This window comes from Pseudomonas sp. AC083, assembly GCF_979253165.1.
Window position 1 is genome coordinate 356,540 of the sequence record NZ_CEEDDH010000004.1, and the last position, 20,233, is coordinate 376,772.

At 59.5% G+C, this 20,233-nt stretch carries 23 protein-coding genes; 8 read left to right on the forward strand and 15 right to left on the reverse strand.

The annotated features are described in order from the left end of the window. The first annotated feature begins 56 nt into the window (after positions 1-56). On the forward strand, positions 57-479 hold the full coding sequence (locus tag AC0IXA_RS10290) for a PA0061/PA0062 family lipoprotein (protein WP_400502137.1): 423 nt from the start codon (positions 57-59) through the stop codon (positions 477-479). A 40-nt stretch (positions 480-519) separates the two neighbouring features. After that, a complete protein-coding gene (locus AC0IXA_RS10295) occupies positions 520-939 on the forward strand; it encodes a PA0061/PA0062 family lipoprotein (RefSeq protein WP_125917046.1) in 420 nt (139 codons plus the stop codon). Positions 940-943: 4 nt separating this feature from the next. Here AC0IXA_RS10295 and AC0IXA_RS10300 read toward each other — a convergent pair whose 3' ends face one another. Then, on the reverse strand, positions 944-1,183 hold the full coding sequence (locus AC0IXA_RS10300) for a DUF1161 domain-containing protein (protein ID WP_313871137.1): 240 nt from the start codon (positions 1,181-1,183) through the stop codon (positions 944-946). Positions 1,184-1,423: 240 nt separating this feature from the next. Then, positions 1,424-1,855: an OsmC family protein gene (locus AC0IXA_RS10305; RefSeq protein WP_016772308.1), complete on the reverse strand. Its 432-nt coding sequence runs from the start codon at positions 1,853-1,855 to the stop codon at positions 1,424-1,426. A 240-nt stretch (positions 1,856-2,095) separates the two neighbouring features. On the opposite strand from AC0IXA_RS10305, the gene AC0IXA_RS10310 reads away from it, so the two are divergent. After that, a complete protein-coding gene (locus tag AC0IXA_RS10310; RefSeq protein ID WP_313871139.1) occupies positions 2,096-3,097 on the forward strand; it encodes an LLM class flavin-dependent oxidoreductase in 1,002 nt (333 codons plus the stop codon). 164 nt (positions 3,098-3,261) lie between these two features. On the opposite strand, the gene AC0IXA_RS10315 is transcribed toward AC0IXA_RS10310, so the two are convergent. Together AC0IXA_RS10315 and AC0IXA_RS10320 are read right to left on the reverse strand one after the other, a co-directional pair. Next, positions 3,262-3,486, reverse strand: coding sequence for a DUF1161 domain-containing protein (locus AC0IXA_RS10315; protein ID WP_313871143.1), 225 nt, complete (start codon positions 3,484-3,486; stop codon positions 3,262-3,264). A 129-nt stretch (positions 3,487-3,615) separates the two neighbouring features. Beyond that, on the reverse strand, positions 3,616-3,831 hold the full coding sequence (locus tag AC0IXA_RS10320) for a dodecin (protein ID WP_016772305.1): 216 nt from the start codon (positions 3,829-3,831) through the stop codon (positions 3,616-3,618). Between the two features lie 166 nt (positions 3,832-3,997). Here AC0IXA_RS10320 and AC0IXA_RS10325 point away from each other — a divergent pair, with 166 nt between their 5' ends. Beyond that, positions 3,998-4,324 carry an ElaB/YgaM/YqjD family protein gene (locus tag AC0IXA_RS10325; RefSeq protein WP_039757078.1) on the forward strand — a complete coding sequence of 109 codons (327 nt, stop codon included), beginning with the start codon at positions 3,998-4,000 and terminating at the stop codon, positions 4,322-4,324. Here the strand turns inward: AC0IXA_RS10325 and AC0IXA_RS10330 are convergent. Next, positions 4,297-5,214, reverse strand: coding sequence for a LysR family transcriptional regulator (locus tag AC0IXA_RS10330; protein ID WP_471812905.1), 918 nt, complete (start codon positions 5,212-5,214; stop codon positions 4,297-4,299). The two genes, AC0IXA_RS10325 and AC0IXA_RS10330, sit on opposite strands and share 28 nt — an antisense overlap. Before the next feature lie 113 nt (positions 5,215-5,327). Between AC0IXA_RS10330 and trpB the strand changes: the two genes are divergently transcribed. Together trpB and trpA are read left to right on the forward strand one after the other, a co-directional pair. After that, the gene (gene trpB, locus AC0IXA_RS10335; protein WP_016772302.1) at positions 5,328-6,560 is read left to right on the forward strand and encodes a tryptophan synthase subunit beta; all 1,233 of its coding nucleotides are present in this window, start codon (positions 5,328-5,330) and stop codon (positions 6,558-6,560) included. Then, positions 6,560-7,369, forward strand: a complete 810-nt coding sequence (gene trpA / locus AC0IXA_RS10340; RefSeq protein ID WP_024015029.1) for a tryptophan synthase subunit alpha — start codon at positions 6,560-6,562, stop codon at positions 7,367-7,369. Before trpB ends, trpA begins: the two co-directional genes overlap by 1 nt. A gap of 58 nt (positions 7,370-7,427) precedes the next feature. On the opposite strand, the gene AC0IXA_RS10345 is transcribed toward trpA, so the two are convergent. The 10 genes from AC0IXA_RS10345 to AC0IXA_RS10390 all read right to left on the reverse strand — a co-directional run bounded on the left by AC0IXA_RS10345 (position 7,428) and on the right by AC0IXA_RS10390 (position 17,280). Next, complete coding sequence (locus AC0IXA_RS10345; RefSeq protein WP_024015030.1) at positions 7,428-9,389, reverse strand: DUF7844 domain-containing protein; 1,962 nt, start codon at positions 9,387-9,389, stop codon at positions 7,428-7,430. Beyond that, positions 9,386-9,706, reverse strand: coding sequence for a DUF2388 domain-containing protein (locus AC0IXA_RS10350; protein ID WP_041476450.1), 321 nt, complete (start codon positions 9,704-9,706; stop codon positions 9,386-9,388). The genes AC0IXA_RS10345 and AC0IXA_RS10350 overlap by 4 nt, the downstream gene beginning before the upstream one ends. Positions 9,707-9,733: 27 nt before the next feature. Beyond that, complete coding sequence (locus tag AC0IXA_RS10355) at positions 9,734-10,051, reverse strand: DUF2388 domain-containing protein (protein ID WP_471812909.1); 318 nt, start codon at positions 10,049-10,051, stop codon at positions 9,734-9,736. A gap of 108 nt (positions 10,052-10,159) precedes the next feature. Beyond that, on the reverse strand, positions 10,160-10,477 hold the full coding sequence (locus AC0IXA_RS10360; RefSeq protein ID WP_042608980.1) for a DUF2388 domain-containing protein: 318 nt from the start codon (positions 10,475-10,477) through the stop codon (positions 10,160-10,162). A gap of 333 nt (positions 10,478-10,810) precedes the next feature. After that, on the reverse strand, positions 10,811-11,026 hold the full coding sequence (locus tag AC0IXA_RS10365) for a DUF1127 domain-containing protein (RefSeq protein ID WP_007911656.1): 216 nt from the start codon (positions 11,024-11,026) through the stop codon (positions 10,811-10,813). A gap of 321 nt (positions 11,027-11,347) precedes the next feature. After that, the gene (locus tag AC0IXA_RS10370; protein ID WP_471812912.1) at positions 11,348-12,841 is read right to left on the reverse strand and encodes an acetyl-CoA hydrolase/transferase family protein; all 1,494 of its coding nucleotides are present in this window, start codon (positions 12,839-12,841) and stop codon (positions 11,348-11,350) included. Positions 12,842-13,055: 214 nt separating this feature from the next. Beyond that, on the reverse strand, positions 13,056-14,489 hold the full coding sequence (locus tag AC0IXA_RS10375) for an NAD(P)(+) transhydrogenase (Re/Si-specific) subunit beta (protein WP_110644713.1): 1,434 nt from the start codon (positions 14,487-14,489) through the stop codon (positions 13,056-13,058). Beyond that, positions 14,489-14,809 (reverse strand): NAD(P) transhydrogenase subunit alpha part 2, encoded by a 321-nt coding sequence (locus AC0IXA_RS10380; protein WP_003220416.1) that lies wholly within the window; start codon positions 14,807-14,809, stop codon positions 14,489-14,491. The genes AC0IXA_RS10375 and AC0IXA_RS10380 overlap by 1 nt, the downstream gene beginning before the upstream one ends. Positions 14,810-14,824: 15 nt before the next feature. Then, positions 14,825-15,946 (reverse strand): Re/Si-specific NAD(P)(+) transhydrogenase subunit alpha, encoded by a 1,122-nt coding sequence (locus AC0IXA_RS10385; RefSeq protein WP_471812915.1) that lies wholly within the window; start codon positions 15,944-15,946, stop codon positions 14,825-14,827. Positions 15,947-16,380: 434 nt separating this feature from the next. Next, entirely contained in the window at positions 16,381-17,280 is a 900-nt protein-coding gene (locus AC0IXA_RS10390) for a LysR family transcriptional regulator (protein WP_471812917.1), read from the reverse strand. A 157-nt stretch (positions 17,281-17,437) separates the two neighbouring features. On the opposite strand from AC0IXA_RS10390, the gene AC0IXA_RS10395 reads away from it, so the two are divergent. Further along, positions 17,438-18,619 carry an acyl-CoA dehydrogenase gene (locus AC0IXA_RS10395; protein ID WP_024015035.1) on the forward strand — a complete coding sequence of 394 codons (1,182 nt, stop codon included), beginning with the start codon at positions 17,438-17,440 and terminating at the stop codon, positions 18,617-18,619. 14 nt (positions 18,620-18,633) lie between these two features. Beyond that, positions 18,634-19,854 carry a CaiB/BaiF CoA transferase family protein gene (locus AC0IXA_RS10400; RefSeq protein ID WP_073470759.1) on the forward strand — a complete coding sequence of 407 codons (1,221 nt, stop codon included), beginning with the start codon at positions 18,634-18,636 and terminating at the stop codon, positions 19,852-19,854. Positions 19,855-20,233 lie beyond the last annotated feature (379 nt).

A 20,233-nucleotide genomic window follows, 5' to 3' on the forward strand; every position in this document is an offset into this window, starting at 1 on the left:
TAAGAAATTCCCCGGAAAGTCTGCCCCAAGACTATCCCGCCTCAAGGAGCACCGCTATGCGCATGTTGATGCTGACAGGAGGCCTGCTGACGCTGGCCGGTTGTGCCGGATTCGGAATGCCCGACCCCGACCCTTCGCAAGCCTGGATCGATCTTGACGCTCGCCAACACGACACGGCGCTGCAAGCCGTACAAGTCGATGCCACACAGGCTGTCGACAAACGTTATTTCGAAGTGCAGCCCGGCAGCCATGAGCTGAAGGTGCGCTATCAATTCCCGGTCGAGGCCACCAATATCGGCCCGAATGCCGAACCGCTGTGGCGCGATTGCCAGATGAGTGTGAAATTCAAGGACTTCAACGCCGGCCAGCGCTATCAGCTGCAGGCGGGCAGCATCGGCTTCCGGCCTTGGGCCAAGCTTTATGACGAACAGCGCAAGGTAGTCGGTCAGGGCACACCGGCGGGCTGTCAGAGCAGTTGATCGGCGCTATGCTGGCTATTCGAATCTGCGGATATCCATCATGCGTACCTTGCTGCTGTTGCTCGTTGTCGGTCTCGTCGCCGGATGCCAGACGCCATTGCCACCGGTTGATCCGCACATGGCTTGGGTCGACTTCTCCACGCCAAGCCCCGGCGGCAAGTTGCTGATGGCCGAGCGTCTCGACAACCAGCGCTTGAACGACGGGCGTTTCTTCCAGGTGACGCCCGGTAGCCATGAGTTGCGGGTGCGTTTCGACTTCGAAGTGTTTGGCGGCGGTGGCAGTCTGCTCACCGGCCCGGTCGAGCGTTTGTGTTATCTGACGATCCGCTACGACCACTTCGAAGCCGGCCAGCGCTATCTGCTGGAAGGACGTTCGTTGGCATTCACGCCCAGCGCGCGTTTGTACAATGCCAAGCGCGAGATCGTTGCTGAAGACCGCGAGTTCCACTGCATCATCTAGCGCTTCAGCTGTCGTTCTTCTGATAGATGATGCGCTTGGTGCCGTTCTCGCAAGAACCGACGATCATGGCCGAGTCGTGCTGCTTCGCCTCTTCTGCCGTGATGATTTCCAGGGTGTACGTTGGGACCGCTTTCGCCTGAATTTTGACCTCGATTTCTTTTTTGAGCTCTTCGCAGTCCTTGGGGGCTGCGAAAGCGGATGTGGCCAGTGCACTGCAAAGGATCGCCAAGCCAATACGTTTCATCGATGAAGCTCCTTGAGGCAGCGCGCACGGGCGTGCGCTGAAGCTGCTGTCGATTATTCGACCACACTTCTGCAGAGCGGGTTCTGACTTTGCTCACACCTTGTATTAATTGCCGGCCGCTGAGCAGGTTTCGAGACTGCCTTCGCGAGCAGGCTCGCTCCCACACTGGATCTGCGACGTGCACCAATCCCCTGTGGGAGCGAGCCTGCTCGCGAAAGCGTCAGCCCGGCAAACGCCGAATCAGCTGACGAGCGAAGCCTCGAGGGTGATCTTCGCATTCAGCACCTTGGAAACCGGGCACCCTTCCTTGGCCTTGTTGCTCAACTCTTCAAACTGCTGCTGAGTTGCGCCCGGGATCTTCGCCTTGAGAATCAGCTTCACCGCAGTGATCGCGAAGCCGCCGTCAACCTGATCGAGGGTGACTTCGGCGTTGGTGTCGATGCTGTCTGCCTTCAGGCCGGCATCGCCGAGAATCATCGAAAACGCCATGGAGAAGCAGCCGGCATGGGCCGCGCCGATCAGTTCTTCCGGGTTGGTGCCTTTACCGCCTTCAAAGCGCGCCTTGAAGCCGTACGGCGCTTCGCGCAGTACGCCGGTTTCGGTGGAGATCGAGCCGAGACCGGTTTTCAGATCGCCTTCCCAATGCGCCGATGCCTTTTTCACGATAGCCATTTCTGCCTCCTCAAATATGGCGCGGAACGCCGCGCCGTCGCGGTTTTTACTAGCAAGGCTTCTGAGGATAGACGGCGGAACAAAGTTCAGCCTGGCTGAATCGTTGACTTTTTTAGTAGGAAATTTCGTCGCTGCTATTGAATCTCGGGTATATGCCCTCATTCCATAAAACACGCTTATGGATTTGGCAGGTTTTCGTTCGCAAGAAAAACCTGCCTCCCCACCCGGAGATGCAGGTTCATGAAAAAACTGTCCGACGTTAAATTTTCCACCCTCGACCTGGTGCCGGTGCGCGAAAACGGCAGCGCGGCGCAATCGCTGCGCAACTCGCTGGACCTGGCGCAACATGCCGAGAAATTCGGCTACACGCGCTTCTGGGTCGCCGAACACCACAACATGGACGGCATCGCCAGTTCGGCCACTTCGGTGTTGCTCGGCTATCTGGCCGGAGGCACGTCGACGATCCGCGTCGGTTCCGGCGGGGTGATGCTGCCCAACCATGCGCCGCTGGTGATTGCCGAGCAGTTCGGCACCCTCGAGAGCCTGTACCCGGGACGCATCGACCTGGGTCTGGGCCGCGCGCCCGGCTCTGACCAGATGACCGCCCGCGCCTTGCGCCGTGAGCGCTCGGGCAGCGCTGACGACTTCCCTGACGACGTTGCCGAACTGATGCGCTACCTCGGCCCGCGCACCCCGGAGCAACGCGTGATCGCCATGCCCGGCACCGGCACCAACGTGCCGATCTGGCTGCTCGGCTCAAGTCTGTTCAGCGCGCAATTGGCGGGTGAGCGCGGCTTGCCCTACGCCTTCGCCTCGCACTTCGCGCCGCGCTTCATGCACGAGGCGATCCGTATCTACCGCAATCACTTCAAACCGTCGGCGGTGCTCGACAAGCCGTACGTGATGCTCGGCGTGCCGCTGGTGGCAGCGGATACCGATGAGCAAGCCGATTACCTGGCGACGTCGGTGTATCAGCGCATTCTTGCGCTGATGCGTGGCCAGAGCCTGGTGCAGCGTCCACCGGTGAAAACCATGGATGGCCTGTGGCTGCCCCATGAACGTGAAGCGGTGGGCGATTTCCTCGGCCTCGCCATGGTCGGCGGCCCGCAGAAGATCCGCGCCAAGCTTGAGGTGCTGATCGAGCAGACCCAGGCGGACGAGCTGATTTTCACCAGTGATCTTTACGAACACGCCGATCGCATCCATTCCTACGAACTGCTTGCGCAAGTCATGAAGGGATAACGCGAACCCTTGTAGGAGCTGTCGAGTAAAACGAGGCTGCGATCTCTTGATCTTGATTTGAAATCAAGATCAAGAGATCGCAGCATGCTGCAGCTCCTGCCCGGAAAATCATCGTCCATAAAAAAGCCGACGCATCCGCGTCGGCTTTTGTATTTCAGGCGCAATCAACCGCGCTTGTAGACGATGTCCTTGCTGCCGCCTTCGCAACTGCCGACGACGTCACCATCAGTCGCCGCACCCTTGTCGACAACCTCCAGTGAATAACCGGAGACGCCTTTGGCGTCGAGCTTCGCGGCGATTTCGCTTTTCAGCTCTTCACATGGCTTGCCGGCTGCAAACGCACCACCCGCAAGGCTCAACAAACCTACTGCCAACATGAACTTCTTCATCGGTCGCACTCCCTGGTCGGATTGAAAGAGGCGGGCATCGAGTCATCCACCCGATGCGCTCACCTTGTAGCGCTTTGCCATTCCCTATGGCACTCGGCCAGCGCGCAAGTTCAGAAGACTAGCTCAAACTCAGCTGGCGGCAATCTTGAAGCCGACTTTCAGCGTGACCTGAAAGTGCGCTACCTGGCCATTTTCGATGTGGCCACGGGTTTCGGTCACTTCAAACCATTCCAGATTGCGCAGGGTCTTGTTCGCCTCGGCCAGTGCATTGTTGATGGCGTCTTCGATGCTGGTGGTGGACGAGCCGACCAGCTCGACTTTCTTGTACGTGTGATGGTCACTCATGGCGTTCTCCTTGGGTTGGAATGGCGTGTGAAATTGAGCCTAGCAGGCAATTGCACTGATGATTTCGGCGCCGCTGCGCTGCCGAAGTTCAGAATTTCTGCACTTTCTCGACATGCTGAAGTCCCAACCAACACACGCCACTCATCACCAATGCAGGAGAGCCACCATGGCCAACACCTCTTTACGTAAAGCCTCGTTGCAAAGCATGGAAGCCGAGATCGAGAGTCTGCTCAAATCGTTGGAAAGCTTGAAAGACGATGCTTCGGACGAGTCGCGCAAGACCCTCAAGGCGCTGAAAAGCAACGCCGAAAGTGCGCTGAAACATTCCCGTCATCTGCTCAGCGACGCGTACGAAGAAGTCAAAGTGAAAACCCGCGAGACCGGCATTGCCACTCGTGACTACGCGCAGGAACACCCATGGACCACAGCCGGCGTGGCTGTCGGTGCAATCGGTCTGCTCGCTGCCTACTTTTTGTTCAAGCGCGGTGAGTGATCAGTCTGGCGCAGCTCGTTTTTGAGCCATTGCGCCAGTTGCCGGGCGCGTCCGTCTGCGGCGCGCTTGGGTAGCCACAACGCCAGTTGCGCCGGGGTTTCGCAAAAGCCCCACGGCGCAACCAGGCGACCCGCCTTCAGATCTTCGGTTACCAGCGGCTCCGGCGCGATTGCCACGCCGAGACCTGCAACAGCCGCCTCCAGCAAATAATACAAATGCTCAAAACCTTGCCCGAGCTTCAACGCCCTGGTGTTGAGGTGGTTTTGCTGCGCCCAACTGGGCCAGGCTTGTGGGCGAGAGGTGGTGTGCAGCAAGGGCTCATCAAAAAGATCTGCGGCCACAGCGGTGTGCAGCTTCTGATAACCGCTATACAACGGGCTCATTACGGGGCCGATGCGTTCCGCCGCCAGTTCATAGACCTGCATATCGGCCGGCCACGGTGGTTCGGCGAACAGCAACAACGCATCAAGGCCCGGGCGCCGGGGATCGAGATCGCCTTCACCGGCCGACAGGTGCAAGCGCAGATCAGGCAAATCGGCATTCAGCCGCCCCAGACGCGGAATAAACCAGCGCGCCAGCAGGCTCCCCGAACAACCCAGCACGAACGGCGCATTCGCTGTGCTTTGCGTAAGTTCGGCGCAAACACTGCGCAACCGATCGAACGCCTCAGCGCTGGCATCGCGCAGACGCGCTCCGGCATCTGTGAGTTTCAAGCCGCGTCCGTCCTTGACGAACAGGCTCACCCCTAGATGTTCTTCAAGCACCTTGAGCTGGCGGCTGACCGCGCCGTGGGTGACGTGCAGCTGTTCGGCAGCCTGACTCACACTGTTCAGACGGGCGGTGGCCTCGAAGGCGCGCAAGGCATTCAGCGGGGGAAGGTCATGGCTCATGGTATCTGTGAGTTTTCCTGACAGGTTGTGGCGATCTTATCGGTTTTCAGCCTGCAACGTCAGGGGTAGAGTGATCGTCATTGTCTTCTGACCGAATTCACCTGGAGCGACCCATGACCCAGACTTCGAACACCTCTGATCTGCGTAACGGCCCTGACGCCAACGGCCTGTTCGGTGCGTTCGGTGGCCGTTATGTAGCGGAAACCCTGATGCCATTGATCCTCGACCTGGCCCGCGAATACGAAGCGGCCAAGGAAGATCCGGCATTCAAGGAAGAGTTGGCCTACTTCCAGCGTGATTACGTCGGACGTCCGAGCCCGCTGTATTTCGCCGAACGCCTGACCGAGTTCTGCGGCGGCGCGAAGATCTACCTCAAGCGCGAAGAGCTGAACCACACCGGCGCGCACAAGATCAACAACTGCATCGGCCAGATTCTGCTGGCGCGGCGCATGGGCAAGAAGCGCATCATCGCCGAAACCGGCGCCGGCATGCACGGCGTGGCCACGGCCACCGTCGCTGCGCGGTTCGGTCTGGACTGCGTGATCTACATGGGCACCACCGACATCGAACGTCAGCAGGCCAACGTCTTCCGCATGAAGCTGCTCGGCGCTGAAGTCATTCCGGTCGTGGCCGGCACCGGCACTCTCAAAGATGCGATGAACGAAGCCCTGCGTGACTGGGTGACCAACGTCGACAACACCTTTTACCTGATCGGCACCGTGGCCGGCCCGCACCCGTATCCAGCAATGGTTCGCGACTTCCAGGCCGTCATCGGCAAGGAAACCCGCGATCAACTGCAAGCTCAGGAAGGTCGTCTGCCGGACAGCCTGGTGGCGTGCATCGGTGGCGGTTCCAACGCCATGGGCCTGTTCCACCCGTTCCTCGATGACAAGAGCGTCGAGATCATCGGCGTCGAAGCCGCCGGTTACGGCATCGAAACCGGCAAGCACGCGGCCAGCCTGAACGGCGGGGTGCCGGGCGTGCTGCACGGTAACCGCACGTTCCTGCTGCAGGACGACGATGGCCAGATCATCGACGCCCACTCGATTTCCGCCGGCCTCGATTACCCGGGCATCGGCCCTGAACACGCCTGGTTGCACGACATCGGCCGCGTCCAGTACACCTCGGTAACCGACGACGAAGCTCTTGAAGCGTTCCACAAATGCTGCCGTCTGGAAGGGATCATCCCTGCCCTGGAAAGCGCCCACGCCCTGGCCGAAGTGTTCAAGCGCGCACCGAAGCTGCCGAAGGATCACCTGATGGTGGTCAACCTCTCGGGCCGTGGCGACAAGGACATGCAAACCGTGATGCACCATATGCAACAGTCGCAGCAGGAGAAACACTGATGAGCCGCCTGCAAACCCGCTTTGCCGACCTCAAGCAACAGAACCGCGCCGCGCTGGTGACCTTTGTCACTGCCGGTGATCCTGACTACGACACTTCGCTGGCAATACTCAAAGGCCTGCCTGCCGCAGGTGCCGATGTGATCGAGCTGGGCATGCCGTTCACCGATCCGATGGCCGATGGCCCGGCGATCCAGCTGGCTAATATCCGGGCACTGGGCGCCAAACAGAATCTGGCGAAAACCCTGCAAATGGTTCGCGAGTTCCGTGAAGGCAACAGCGACACGCCGCTGGTGTTGATGGGTTACTTCAATCCGATCCACAAATTCGGCGTCGAGCGTTTCATCGCCGAAGCCAAAGAGGCTGGCGTTGACGGCCTGATCGTGGTCGACATGCCACCAGAGCACAACGAAGAGCTGTGCGACCCGGCGCAGGCTGCTGGCCTGGACTTCATCCGCCTGACCACGCCGACCACCGACGACGCGCGTCTGCCGCGTGTGCTCAACGGCAGTTCCGGTTTTGTCTACTACGTGTCGGTCGCAGGTGTCACCGGCGCCGGTGCAGCGACTCTGGAGCACGTGGAAGAGGCGGTTGCACGTCTGCGTCGGCATACCGACCTGCCGATCAGCATTGGCTTCGGCATCCGTACACCGGAGCAGGCCGCGGCCATCGCGCGTCTGGCTGACGGTGTGGTGGTGGGCTCGGCGTTGATCGATCACATCGCCAGTGCCGATACGCCTGAACAGGCCATCGATGGCGTGTTGAGTCTGTGTTCGGCGCTGTCCCAAGGCGTGCGCAAGGCTCGCGTCTAAGACCGCAGGGGAAAGCAAAAAGGCTTCAGAACAGGCGTTCTGAAGCCTTTTTTTGTGCTCAGGGTAATTGCAGTCCGCCCGAAGCTTTGTGCAGTTTGCGCAAATGCTCGCCAATCTGCTTCACGTTGGCCTCGCTGGCGGCAATCTCGGCGGCGCGCTTGGGTTCGAGCAGCTTGCGCACTTCAGTATCGAGGTCGCCGGACAGCGCCAGCAGCTTCTTCTGCCGCTGGCTGCTTTCCGCTTCCAGTCGGCCAAACTCGCTCGGCTGGGGCAGTCCGTAACCTTTAGAGTCGAGCAGTTCCGCCGGGCGGCTGAGGAAGCCACTGTTGGCGAGGATCTCCTGCAAGGTCGCATTGGCTTTGTCCATGCCGCCGTTTTCCAGCTCGCGGGCGCCGAGGTAGCGTTGCTTGACCTCATCCTGCGCCAGTAACAACTGCCGGCGGAAACTGGCCTGCTCGAGCAGCAACAGCGCGGCACTGGTGCGCAGGTCGGCGCGGTCGAACCATTCGCGGCGTTGCTCAGCGCTGAGTGACAGCCAGTCTTCGACAGTGGTCTGCTTGATCGGCAGCTGCTTCTTCAACACATCGAACATCGCCTGATAACGATCGCGGAACGAGTCGAAGCGGTAACCCAGACGCAGCGCTTCTTTCGGATCGTCGAGCACACTGGTGTCGGCCAGACCACGGCCCTTGAGCACTTCCAGCAAGCCGTTGGGCATGATGCTGTCGAGGCCGACCAGTTGGCTGTTATTGCTGCCGCTGCGCAACAGTTTCAAACCTTCTACCGCGCAGTTGTTGGACAGGAAGAAATAGTTGCCGTCGTAGCTCCAGTGCATCTCGGCAGCATGTTCGACGACGCCTTCGATTTCCTCGCGAGACAGCTTCAGCGGCACCGAAGCGAGACTGCGCAGCTCGGTCTTGGTGTATTCGTCGATCACTTGCGCCAGCGGCAACACGAACAGCCGTGACGGGTATTTGCCGACCAGTCCGTCCCAGCTCGACAGCTGCACATCGCCAACGAAAGCGCGATAGGACAGCACCAGGTGCTGATCGAGGTCGAGGCGGCAATCCGGGCCACGCGGACGACCGGGGGCGCAGATCACCAGGCGCAGCATGCTGTGGCCCCAGCGGCTGACCCAGTTCTGATTGGCCTCGGCCAGCAGGTAATCGACAGCGTAGACCCGTTCCGGATCGACTTGCCCCAGAGGCTGCTTGGCGAAGTCATTGCCCGCATTGAGAAAGGCGAAGCTCTTGCTGCAGGTGTCCTGCGCTGGCGGCGCCCAGCCGAAATGTTCCTTGTAGTAGCGATACAGCGCCGGGCGGCGGCAGGCGTAGCTCGGGTCGAGAAGGAAGTACTCCATGTTGACCGCGACAAACTCCTTGGGACTGGAAATTTCGTAGAGGTCCGGGCTGCGGGCGATCTGGCGGTTGTGTTGTTCACGCTCGCCACGGCGGCCGACGTACTGTTGCCACCCGGCCAGATCGAGCAGGCGCGGGTCGTCGCTGATGGTGAAGCGGCGACCGTTCTGCCCGCGACACTCATCGGGAATACCGATCAGCCCGGCGCTGTTGAAGCGTCGGGTGCAGCGCTGGATCAACGTGCGCTCGGCGCTCGGCCATAAACGCGCGCGGTCGTAGATATGCGTGATTTCGTGCAGTACTGTGGCCAGCAGTTCCTGGCGCACAGTGCCGTGGGGGCGATTGGTTTTCTCTTTCGCCGCGCTGCCATCGGTTAGACCGGCGAGCAGTTTGCGATTCAGATCGAGCTCGGACACCAGCGTCGCCTGCCCGTAAGCGTTGGCAGGCATGTCGTCGGTCCAGCCGACGTCGATGCGCCGATCCAGCCGCTCGATGAAGCTCGGCGGCAGTTTCGCCATCGCCTCATCGATCAGCGCCTGACTGGCCTGTTGTTGAGCCGGGCTCAGACCCTCGGTCTTGAGCCGCAATTGCAGGCCGGCGTGGGCGCTGTTGCCGAGCAGCAACAATGCCCCGGCCAGCAGCCAGGCGCCAACGGACTTCACAGCGCGAGAATGGCTTCGGCGAGTACCTGATCACTGGCGTCGCGCGCTTCCGGTACACGAGTGCGCAAGGTGTTGAGGGCGGCTTCGAGGTGCGCGCCACGGATGTCGCCGTTGCTGGCGACGAAACTGGCGGCGTCGTCGTGGGCTTCGCGGATGATTTTCGAATCGCGAATCGACGTGGTGGTATCGGAAGTGAAATCGATGCTGCGCTGGGAGGCACGAACGATGATGTTACTGGTGGCTACCAGGGTGTGCGCCTGGGCCACATCGGCCAACACAAACAGGCCAAGGGCGGCAGCAATCAGCGGGCTACGCATGGAACGACTCCGGAAGGACAAGGATAACTATTGGACGAGAATTGCCTCTGCCAGTTCAAGGTCGCTGGCATGAAGTTTCGGCCGGGTTTTGCGCAGGTAATGCAGCGCGGATTCCAGCCTTGCGCCTCGCCATTCACCGTCACTGGCAACAAAGGCGGCCGCGTCATCATGAGCGGCGCGCAGCAGTTTACGGTCGAACGGCGCAGAAGACACCATGCTGGTGGCGTAACCGCTGACAACCGTGCCTTGGGTCGACGCATTGAAAGCATCGAAGGCGTTGGCGGACATCGCCCAGCAGGCCGTGAATAAAGTAGAAAAAATGAGCAGGTTTGGAAGAAAGCGCATGGGACTCGACAACTGTTAACGAGCCTGAAGGCTAGCGCAAATGCCCGGACCAGAGCCAGCGTTGAAACATCGGGACACGGGTGGCGTGTCCCGCAATACCGCAAACAATCAGAGGGTCAGAATGGCCTGAGCCAATTGGGCATCGGTGGCATTGAGTTGTGGCGCCTGATGGCGGATGTGATCGAGCGCGCTTTCCAGCTTCACTCCACGGATATCGCCTTCGCTGGCCACGAAGCTGGCGGCATCGTCGCGGGCGGCGAGGACGATCTTGTCGTCACGGAACGAGGAGGTCACATCGGAAGTGGCGTCGGAGGAGGCTTTCAGCGCGCCGACGATCGAGTCGGTGGTGACGATGAAGCTGGTAGCGCTGGCGTTGGCAGCCACGGCCAGCAGGGCGGCGGCACTGAGCAGACGAAGACGGGTCATGATGGAACTCCTTTGGATAAACCGTAGTGAGAGGTGGCTCGGTATCTGAGGAGTCAGACGCCTGTTGCGCAACGTTCGCCACGTTCTGCATGGATATTAGGCTGCCAGATGCGGTTCGCCCAGTGGTGGCCAGTGATACTCCAAAGTTTCTGGATAACTGTACTGGTATATTCGAGTATTTCTTAAATTGTACCTGTGCTCGTTCATATATGCGTTTTAGAGCATTCAAGGCCCCTGAAACGACAAAACCCGTCGTGGTTGCCCACGACGGGTTCTGCTTGTGCAATTCGGGTTGCTGGCGGTGGGTCTGACGACCAGAGCCAGCGACGCTGCTTAGCGCCAGAACGGCTTGCTCAGCTCTTCGTAGCGTTGTGCTTCGCTGATACCGGCGTCAGCCAGCAGACGCGAATCCAGACGGGCCAGTTGGTGGCGGCTGGAGATGCGGCGCTGCCACAACATCAGGTTGGCAATAACGCGCAGAGGCAGGGAAGCCTGGGTGTTTACAGCTTTGTCTTCGAAGAACAGTTCGGAACTGAGTGTACGTTCCATGGTTGACATCCTTCCGCTTGTGGCGGGATCAGGTAGTGGTTTGACTGGTGCCCATGATCCTCTCGTTTGGATAGTCTCTGTAGATACAGTTCATTTGTATTGTGAGTGAGCAGTTAACTGTTTATGGATGGTGTACGGGTCGAAATTGGGCAAACTGTACCTGTCCGCACTTGATTGGTGCATTTCGGCTCGTATCACGGAATTGAGTGGGGCTTTGCTGTAGGAAAAGACCGGTACAGCAGTACAGTTTTTTGCGATCCTGCTTCTCGCGGGCATCCACCGAGGCAAAACTGTGTTTGCCTCGGTGGTTATCTGTGTGAATCACATCGCCAGCATGCGCCCGGTTTCTTCCAAGTTCATATGCCAGCTCAGGGCTTCGCGCAGAATGTGCGGGGTGTGCCCGCCGATTGCACAGGCAGCGCTGAAATAGTCATTCAGTGCCTGGCGAAAGTCCGGATGCACGCAGTTGTCGATGATCACTCGTGCACGCTCCCGTGGCGCCAGGCCACGCAGGTCGGCGAGGCCGACTTCGGTCACCAAGATGTCGACGTCATGCTCGGTATGGTCGACGTGGCTGACCATCGGCACCACGCTGGAAATCGCGCCACCCTTGGCGATCGATTTGGTCACGAATACCGCCAGATGCGCGTTGCGCGCGAAGTCGCCGGAGCCGCCGATGCCGTTCATCATCCGCGTGCCGCAGACATGGGTGGAGTTGACGTTGCCGTAGATGTCGAATTCCAGCGCAGTGTTGATGCCGATAATACCCAGCCGCCGCACGACTTCCGGGTGATTGGAAATCTCCTGCGGCCGCAGAATCAGTTTGTCCTTGTACTTCTCCAGGTTGCCGAACACGTCACTGTTGCGCCGCTCGGACAGGGTGATCGAGCTGCCCGAGGCGAAGCTCAGCTTGCCGGCATCGATCAGGTCGAAGGTCGAGTCCTGCAGCACTTCCGAATACATGGTGAGGTCTTCGAACGGCGAGTCGATCAAGCCGCACATCACCGCGTTGGCGATGTTGCCAATGCCAGCCTGCAGCGGGCCGAGCTTGTTGGTCATGCGGCCGGCCGCAACTTCCTGCTTGAAGAAGGTGATCAGGTGTTCGGCGATAGCGTTGGTATCAACGTCCGGTACCGACACTGTGGACGGCGAGTCCGACTGCTGAGTGATGACAATCGCAACGATCTTCTCCGGCGGAATCGGAATTGCCGTGCTGCCGATGCGATCGTCGACTTTCACCAGCGGGATTGGCGTGCGCGTCGGGCGGTACGTCGGGATATAGATGTCGTGCAGGCCTTCGAGGTTGGCGTTGTGGGCCAGGTTGATCTCGACGATCACTTGTTTGGCGAAAATCGCGAAGCTGGCCGAGTTGCCCACCGAAGTGGTCGGCACGATATGGCCTTGTTCGGTGATGGCGACTGCCTCGATGACGGCAATGTCCGGCAGCTTCAACTGTTGGTTGCGCAGTTGCTCTACGGTTTCCGAGAGATGCTGGTCGATGAACATCACTTCGCCGGCGTTGATTGCCTTGCGCAACGTGCTGTCGACCTGAAACGGCATGCGCCGCGACAGCACGCCGGCCTCGGTCAGTTGCTTGTCGAGGTCGTTACCCAGACTGGCGCCGGTCATCAGGCTGATCTTCAGCGGCGTGACCTTGGCGCGCTCGGCCAGTGCGTGGGGAACGGCCTTGGCTTCGCCGGCGCGGGTGAAACCGCTCATGCCGACGGTCATGCCGTCCTCAATCAGAGCAGCGGCGTCGGCAGCGCTCATCACTTTGTCCAACAACGAAGGCAGGCGAATACGGTCACGGTACATGGATTATTATCTCGGGCAACGAGTAGCAGGATGCGCAGTCTAGTGAATTTGGCCGGCGCCTGTCCCGCTACCAAGGTCGCAAACGAGGCCTCTATTTCGCGGGTTTGCAGTAAAACACCGTTACCGGATCTGCAACAACGCGGCAAATTGTCCAGCGTCTGGCGCAAACAAAAACGCCCCGACAAGTCGGGGCGTTGGCTATTGCAGCGGTGAATTACTCGACCGCTTTGACCATGTCTTCGATGACTTTCTTCGCGTCGCCGAAAACCATCATGGTCTTGTCCAGATAGAACAGTTCGTTGTCCAGGCCGGCGTAGCCGCTGGCCATCGAGCGCTTGTTGACGATGATGGTCTTGGCCTTGAACGCTTCGAGAATCGGCATACCGGCAATCGGCGACTTCGGATCGTTCTTCGCGGCCGGGTTGACCACGTCGTTCGCGCCGAGCACCAGCACCACGTCGGCCTGACCGAACTCGGAGTTGATGTCTTCCATCTCGAACACCTGGTCGTAAGGCACTTCGGCCTCGGCGAGCAGGACGTTCATGTGCCCAGGCATGCGGCCGGCCACCGGGTGAATCGCGTACTTCACGGTCACGCCACGATGGGTCAGCTTTTCGGTCAGCTCCTTCAGCGCGTGTTGTGCACGGGCGACTGCCAGACCGTAGCCCGGGACGATGATCACGGTGTCGGCGTTGGTCAGCAGGAAGGTTGCGTCATCAGCCGAGCCGGATTTCACCGGACGGGCTTCCTGCGCACCGGCAGGACCTGCATCTGCCGTATTGCCGAAACCGCCGAGCAGTACATTGAAGAAGGAGCGGTTCATCGCCTTGCACATGATGTACGAGAGGATCGCACCGCTCGAACCCACCAGCGAGCCGGCAATGATCAGCATCGAGTTGTTCAGCGAGAAGCCGATCCCCGCCGCCGCCCAGCCGGAATAGCTATTGAGCATCGACACCACCACTGGCATGTCGGCACCGCCGATCGGGATGATGATCAGCACGCCCATCACGAACGCCAGCGCCAGCATCAGCGCGAACGCCGTGAGGTTGCCGGTGAACATGAAGGTCAGGCCGAGAACCAGCGTAGCCAGACCTAGAACCGCATTGAGCTTGTGCTGACCGGCGAACTGTACCGGTGCGCCCTGGAACAGACGGAACTTGTATTTGCCCGAGAGCTTGCCGAAGGCGATCACCGAACCCGAGAAGGTGATCGCACCGATCGCAGCACCGAGGAACAGCTCCAGACGGTTGCCCGCCGGAATCGCATCGCCTAGCTGTTTAACGATGCCCAACGACTGCGGCTCGACCACGGCCGCGATGGCAATGAACACCGCCGCGAGGCCGATCATGCTGTGCATGAACGCTACCAGTTCCGGCATCTTGGTCATTTCAACGCGCTTGGCCATGATCGAGCCGGCGGTGCCGCCGACCAACAGGCCAACGATCACGTAACCGATACCGGCAGTGGCCAGCTCGGCGCCCAACTTATAGATGAGGCCGACGGTGGTGAGGATCGCCAACGCCATGCCGAGCATGCCGAACAGGTTGCCGCGCCGCGAAGTGGTCGGGTGCGACAGGCCTTTGAGGGCCTGGATAAAGCAGATCGACGCGATCAGATAAAGCGTCGTGACGAGATTCATGCTCATTACTTCGGCGCCTCTTCTTTTGCTTTCGGGGCTTTCTTCTTGAACATCTCAAGCATGCGGCGGGTGACCAGGAAGCCACCGAACACATTGACCGCCGCCAGTGCCACAGCCAGCGTGCCCATGGTCTTGCCCAGCGGCGTGACGGTCAGCGCAGCAGCGAGCATGGCACCGACGATCACGATCGCGGAAATAGCGTTGGTCACCGCCATCAACGGCGTGTGCAACGCAGGTGTAACGTTCCAGACCACGTGGTAACCGACATAAATCGCCAGCACGAAGATGATCAGGTTGTAGATACCGGGGGAGATAAGCTCTTCCATCGTCTGAATCCCTGCTTAGGCGTTTTTGCGGATGACTTGGCCGTCGCGGCACATCAGGCACGCGGCGACGATGTCGTCTTCGAGGTTGACGTCGAACTGGCCTTCCTTGGTGAGCACCAGCTTGAGGAAGTCCAGCAGGTTGCGTGCGTACAGCGCCGAAGCATCGGCAGCGACTTCACCGGCGAGGTTGGTCGGGCCAACGATGGTCACACCGTTTTCCACAACGACCTGATCGGCGACGGTCAGTGGGCAGTTGCCACCCTGGGCGGCGGCGAGGTCGATGACCACCGAGCCCGGTTTCATCTGTGCCACGGTCTCGGCGCTGAGCAGCGTCGGTGCTTTGCGGCCCGGAATCAGCGCAGTGGTGATGACGATATCGGCCTGCTTGGCGCGCTCGTGCACAGCCTGCGCCTGACGCTGCATCCAGCTCGCCGGCATCGGCCGCGCGTAACCGCCGACACCGACGGCGCATTCGCGCTCTTCATCGGTCTCGTAAGGCACGTCGACGAACTTCGCGCCGAGGGATTCGATCTGTTCCTTCACCGCTGGACGCACGTCGGACGCTTCGATCACCGCACCCAGACGTTTCGCCGTGGCAATCGCCTGCAATCCGGCCACGCCTGCGCCAAGAATCAGCACCCGCGCCGCTTTCACGGTGCCCGCAGCGGTCATCAGCATCGGCATGAAGCGTGGGTAATAGTGAGCCGCGAGCAACACCGCTTTGTAGCCGGCGATATTCGCCTGCGACGACAACACATCAAGACTCTGCGCCCGCGAGGTACGCGGCGCCGCTTCGAGGGCGAACGCGGTAATGCCGCACTCTGCCATCTTCGCGATGGTCTCGTTGTTGAATGGGTTGAGCATGCCCACCAGCACCGTACCGCGCTTGATCAGCGGCAGTTCGGCATCGCTTGGCGCGACCACTTTGAGTATCAGCTCGGCGCCGAACGCGTCATTGGCGGTGCCAATGGTTGCGCCGGCCGTTTCATAGGCACTGTCGACGACACTGGCTTTGACGCCAGCGCCGCTTTGCACAGTGACCTTATGGCCTTGGCTGATCAGCTTCTTGATGGTTTCCGGGGTTGCAGCAACCCGTGTTTCACCGGTCTGGGTTTCGAGAGGAACACCAATGTGCACGTCAAATCTCCTGCGTGATCTTATTGAGTAAACCCATGCACTACGGATGGTGCGACTGGGGCGGCCGATCAGCACGATCCCGCCGAATCAGGGCGGGGCGCGGCATTTTGCAGGCGAACTTTATGCCCTTCAAGGGATTATGACTGGTGACGGAAAATTAACTACAAGTCATGCCGTGACCGAATGTCGCAGATGGCCAGTTGAACCCCTTGCGGGCCGTGCCCTGCAAGGATTCTGGCTGAATTTAAAAAAAATTCGCATCGGTGGCGTGAATAGGCAGTAATGCGTCGCCATTTGAGGCTCAAAGCCACGTGTTTGGCAGCTTGTGGGACGTCTGTACGACTTTCGGATACAGTCTGCGCAAAAGCGACAAATAGTTATATCTGTAGGGCTTTGGTTTTCCTGACTACGGGGTTAAGTATTGCGCAAGACCTTTATTCTTCTAGGCTGTAGCTCTGCGCCTGATTCACCAGCCAGTCACGAAATGCCTTCAGCGATGCCGATTCGACCTTTCGCTCCGGAATCATCAGGTAATAGGCCTTGATACTGGAGAGCGCTTGAGAGTTGGCAACCACCAGACGTTTCTCTGTCAGCTCGCGCTGAATCAGAAACGGCGGAATCAGCGCGACGCCCATGTCGTGCATGGCTGCCTGGGCAAGCATGGAGAATAGCTCGTAGCGTGGACCTGTCATGTCGCGCGGAATATTCAGCTGTTGCGAGTTGAACCATTGGCGCCAGGCGTAAGGTCGGGTGGTCTGCTGAAGCAGCGGTAGCTCGGCGATGGCTTGCGCTGTCAGCTGCGTGTGATCGCCGAGTAGGGCGGGGCTGCACACCGGCATAGGATTTTCGCCCATCAATCTGTGGGATTCGGTACCCGACCAGTCGGCATCACCGAAGTAGATCGCGGCATCGAATTCGGTGTCGGCAAACAGGAATGGCCGAGTGCGGTTGGTCAGGTTGACGGTCACTTCCGGGTGCTTGAGCTGGAAATCCTTGAGCCGTGGCAGCAGCCATTGCGTGCCGAAGGTCGGGACGACAGCGAGCTCGATGACGTTGGTGCCCTGCTGGCCCATCACCGAGAGGGTGTCGCGCTCCACTGCATCGAGCTGAGTCGCCACCCGGCGGCTGTAGGAAAGTCCCGCTTCCGTCAGCTTCACCCCACGTCGCGAGCGTCGGAACAACTCCACGCTGAGGAATTCCTCAAGGCTGGCGATCTGTCGGCAAATGGCACCCTGTGTGAGCGACAGCTCTTCAGCGGCCCGGGTAAAGCTCTCATGGCGGGCGGCAGCTTCGAAGCTGATCAGTGCGGCGGTGCTGGGGATCTTCCTGCGCATGTACGTCAACCTCACTAATGCGCCGCATAAAAGGCAATTCGCGACGTTTCGGAGTGAGAAATTAGCACAACAGGATGCGAAATCCTCGTTTGCCGCGATGGCGAACCGCGCCTAGGATCAATGCCACGTTAATTCACCCGATTGCGAGGGCACACTCATGGGCGGTAAAGCTAGTTTCAATTGGATCGATCCCCTGCTGCTGGATCAACAGCTCACCGAAGAAGAGCGGATGATCCGCGACACCGCCGCCCAGTTCGCTCAACAGAGTCTGGCGCCGCGTGTGCTCGAAGCTTTCCGTCATGAGAAGACCGATCCGGCAATCTTCCGCGAGATGGGTGAAGTCGGACTGCTCGGCGCCACCATTCCCGAACAATACGGTGGCAGCGGTCTGAACTATGTCAGCTACGGCCTGATTGCCCGAGAGGTCGAGCGCGTCGACTCCGGCTACCGCTCGATGATGAGCGTGCAATCCTCGCTAGTGATGGTGCCGATTAACGAATTCGGCACCGAAGCACAGAAACAGAAGTATCTGCCGAAACTGGCTTCCGGCGAATGGATCGGTTGCTTCGGTCTGACCGAACCGAACCACGGTTCCGATCCGGGCGCGATGATTAGCCGGGCGCGCAAAGTCGATGGCGGCTACAGCCTGACTGGCGCGAAGATGTGGATCACCAACAGCCCGATCGCTGACGTATTCGTGGTCTGGGCCAAGGACGATGCTGGCGACATCCGTGGTTTCGTTCTGGAGAAAGGCTGGAAAGGTCTGAGCGCTCCGGCGATTCACGGCAAGGTCGGCCTGCGCGCTTCGATCACCGGTGAGATCGTCATGGACAACGTGTTCGTGCCGGAAGAGAACATTTTCCCGGATGTCCGTGGCCTGAAAGGTCCTTTCACCTGCCTCAATTCCGCACGCTATGGCATTTCCTGGGGCGCGCTGGGCGCTGCCGAATTCTGCTGGCACACTGCGCGCCAATACACTCTGGATCGTCAGCAGTTCGGTCGTCCGTTGGCCGCAACTCAGCTGGTACAGAAGAAACTCGCCGACATGCAGACCGAAATCACTCTGGCACTGCAAGGCTGCCTGCGCTTGGGCCGGATGAAGGACGAGGGTACCGCCGCCGTTGAAATCACTTCGATCATGAAGCGCAACTCCTGCGGCAAGTCGCTGGATATCGCGCGGATGGCGCGCGACATGCTCGGTGGTAACGGCATCTCCGATGAGTTCGGCGTGGCCCGTCACCTCGTCAACCTGGAAGTGGTGAATACCTATGAAGGTACCCATGACGTTCACGCGCTGATCCTCGGGCGTGCACAAACCGGTCTGCAGGCGTTCTATTAATAGGAGGGCGGACCATGGGCGCGCTGTCGCATCTGCGGGTACTGGATTTATCGCGAGTACTGGCCGGGCCTTGGGCCGGGCAAATCCTCGCCGACCTTGGCGCCGAAGTGATCAAGGTCGAGCGCCCGGGCAATGGTGATGATACCCGCGCCTGGGGTCCGCCCTTCCTTAAAGACGCTTACGGCGAGAACACGTCGGAAGCGGCTTATTACCTCTCGGCAAACCGCAACAAGCAATCGGTCACCATCGACTTCACCCGGCCTGAAGGGCAGAAACTGGTGCGCGACCTGGCGGCAAAGTCGGACATTCTGATTGAGAATTTCAAAGTAGGTGGTTTGGCGGCCTATGGTCTGGACTATGAGTCGCTGAAGGCGCTCAACCCGAATCTGATCTATTGCTCCATCACCGGCTTCGGCCAGACCGGCCCTTACGCCAAGCGTGCAGGGTATGACTTCATGATCCAGGGCCTCGGCGGCTTGATGAGTCTGACTGGTCGACCCGAAGGGGACGAGGGGGCGGGTCCGGTCAAGGTGGGTGTAGCGCTGACGGATATTCTTACCGGGCTGTATTCGACGGTAGCGATCCTCGCGGCATTGGCTCATCGCGATCACGACGGTGGCGGCCAGCACATCGATATGGCGTTGCTGGATGTTCAGGTCGCATGTCTGGCGAACCAGGCGATGAACTACCTGACCACCGGCAATGCGCCAAAGCGTCTGGGCAATGCCCATCCCAACATCGTGCCTTATCAGGACTTTCCTACGGCGGATGGCGACTTCATCCTCACCGTGGGCAATGACGGGCAGTTCCGCAAGTTCGCCGAAGTCGCGGGGCAACCGCAGTGGGCGGATGATCCGCGCTTCGCGACCAACAAGCTGCGGGTAGCGAACCGCGCGGTGCTGATCCCGTTGATCCGCCAAGCTACGGTCTTCAAGACTACGGCCGAGTGGGTTGCTCAATTGGAGCAGGCGGGTGTGCCTTGTGGGCCGATCAATGATCTGTCGCAGGTGTTTGAAGATCCACAAGTGAAGGCGCGCGGTCTGGCGATCGAACTGCCTCATGCATTGGCGGGGATGGTGCCCCAGGTGGCCAGCCCGATTCGATTGTCGGAGACGCCCGTCGAATATCGTCATGCGCCTCCTTTATTAGGTGAGCACACGTTAGAGGTTCTGCAGCGGGTACTGGGTCTGGGGGCAGGTGCGGTGGCTATGTTGAAGGAAGAAGGCGTCCTTTAAGTCTTCTTCTATATAGAAGACGCCCTTTTCTCATCTGATTGGATGTTTTTTAACCAATTCGCAAGTTATTGAAAGAAAAGCGAAATTAACGGTTGACGGCAGATACCAGAGGTCTATAATTCGCCCCACTTCCGGCGCAGTCGAAACGGAAAACTCCTTGAGATTCAAAGAGTTACGCAGTTTTCGACAGTGACTTGCTTCAGATCATCGAAGCCTGGAAGGAGTTGAAAGAGCGGTGATGTTTGGCTCTTTTAACGGTTCGATCTTCTCGGTCGAAAGCGGAGAAAAAGAGGTGTTGACAGCAGCGATTAACGCTGTAGAATTCGCCTCCCGCTAACGAGAGATCGGAAGCGCAAGTGGTTGAAGTTGTTGAAGAATT